The sequence below is a fragment of the Castellaniella hirudinis genome, from assembly GCF_047468865.1.
GTDB classification, from domain to species: domain Bacteria; phylum Pseudomonadota; class Gammaproteobacteria; order Burkholderiales; family Burkholderiaceae_B; genus Castellaniella; species Castellaniella hirudinis_A.
This window is the reverse complement of sequence record NZ_JBLGTV010000031.1, coordinates 1-1612: the sequence shown is the minus strand read 5'-3', so window position 1 is coordinate 1612 and position 1612 is coordinate 1. Positions and strand designations below refer to the sequence as shown.

The following is a 1612-nucleotide window of genomic DNA, read 5'->3' as shown; positions in this document are numbered from 1 at the left end:
CGCCTTGGCGGCCTCCACCAGTTTGATGCGAGCAGTCTCCAGCAGCCGGCTGTCCGTCGGATGGGCAATGGCCTTCTATATGACCGCCTCCCGGCTTGCAAGGGTTTTCGTTGTTGATGACAGACGAGGTAGGGTTGCAGCTCTATATCCGGCCTTGTTGCAGCCTGATGCACTGCGGGCCCCGATGAAATCCGCTGACTTGCACCTCATTCTCCTGGCGGGCTTAAAGCCCTGAAGGCCATTCAGGTTTAGCAAGTCCCGGTCCGACCTGTGTGTGTCATCACTTCACGATTGCCCACGCAACCTTCGACGATCAACCTCCGTTGATGTTGTTAATCTTCAATCACATTAGCGCTGCGCCCTTCATGCGGGCCTGACGCTCACGTGTCCTGGCTGGTACGCCCGGCCATGGACGAGCACCGCCCAGATCGTTCGCGCCATCTTGTTGGCCAAGGCCACCACCACCACGTTGGGTGGGCGCCTCTGCCCCAACTGCTCAACCCATGAGCCGGGCTCCTTGACATGCTGCAGCACACTGCGGGCACCGTGAATCAGCAGCGTGCGCAGATACGTGTCGCCACGCTTGCTGATGCCATGCAGCTGCACCTTGCCGCCCGAACCCGTCTGGCGCGGCACCAGCCCCGCCCAGGCCGCAAACTCACGCCCGGATCGGAACGCCTGGGGATCGCCCATGCTGGCGACCGCCGCCGTGGCCGTGAGCAAGCCCACGCCCGGTATCTGCGCCACCGCTTGCACTGCGGCATCCTCGCGTAGCCATTGCTGCAGACGCCGTTCGATCTGGGCAATCTGTTCATCCAACTGCGCCAATCTGGCGTACTGTTCACGTAACGATTCAATCAGCATCGCTGGTAGCCGCTCGGACAGACGCGCCAACACCTCGGGAAACGCTTTATCCAGCGCCGCACGGCTCTTGCCCATCACCTCGCCGTACTCCGTCAACAGACCACGCAGGCCGTTGCTCTGCATCGTGCGGAACCTCACCAACTGCTGACGCATCCGATGCAGCGCCAGCACCGCCTGTTGCGCCTCGGTCTTGACCGCCACTGCTTTGCCTGGCTGCTGCACCGCCAACCAGATCGCCCGTGCATCGGCCGCATCGTTCTTGTTGCCAATGTTGAACGCCTTGACGAACCGCGCCGGCAGCAGCCGAACCTGGTGACCCAGCTTGATCAGCTCGCGCGCCCAGTGCTGTGCGCCTGAGCACGCTTCCATCCCGATCAGGCACGGCGCCCGGTTGGCAAATTGCTCCAGAAACACGCGGCGGCGCAACGCGCGATTGACCACTTCGCCTGTCTCCTCATTCACGTAGTGCACCTGAAATACCGACTTTGCAATATCGATTCCAACGGGCGTAAACTTCATGATGGATTCTCCGGTTTGCCTGTAAATACTTCGCGTATATCACCTTTTGGCACTTTGATGCCGTCGGCCCGTGAGGATCCACCTCTGATTCCATCTCCACGCTCCTGACACATCACTTCCTATTCACTACTGAGTGGGAGGCGGTCATTTCATTCTCCTGCACGGTGCTGTCCACAATCACCCGGGTCAATTCCTGGGGTTTGATCAGCTTCAGCTCCACCGCCACGTT

At 60.5% G+C, this 1612-nt stretch carries 2 protein-coding genes; one reads left to right on the top strand and one right to left on the bottom strand.

The features are described 5' to 3' along the window. Positions 1–235 (top strand): hypothetical protein (locus tag ACMHYJ_RS16835; protein ID WP_414247306.1); only part of this gene is annotated, 235 nt, incomplete at its 5' end. 128 nt (positions 236–363) lie between these two features. Here ACMHYJ_RS16835 and ACMHYJ_RS16830 read toward each other — a convergent pair. Next, positions 364–1383 carry an IS110 family transposase gene (locus tag ACMHYJ_RS16830; protein WP_414247305.1) on the bottom strand — a complete coding sequence of 340 codons (1020 nt, stop codon included), beginning with the start codon at positions 1381–1383 and terminating at the stop codon, positions 364–366. Between the last annotated feature and the right edge of the window lie 229 nt (positions 1384–1612).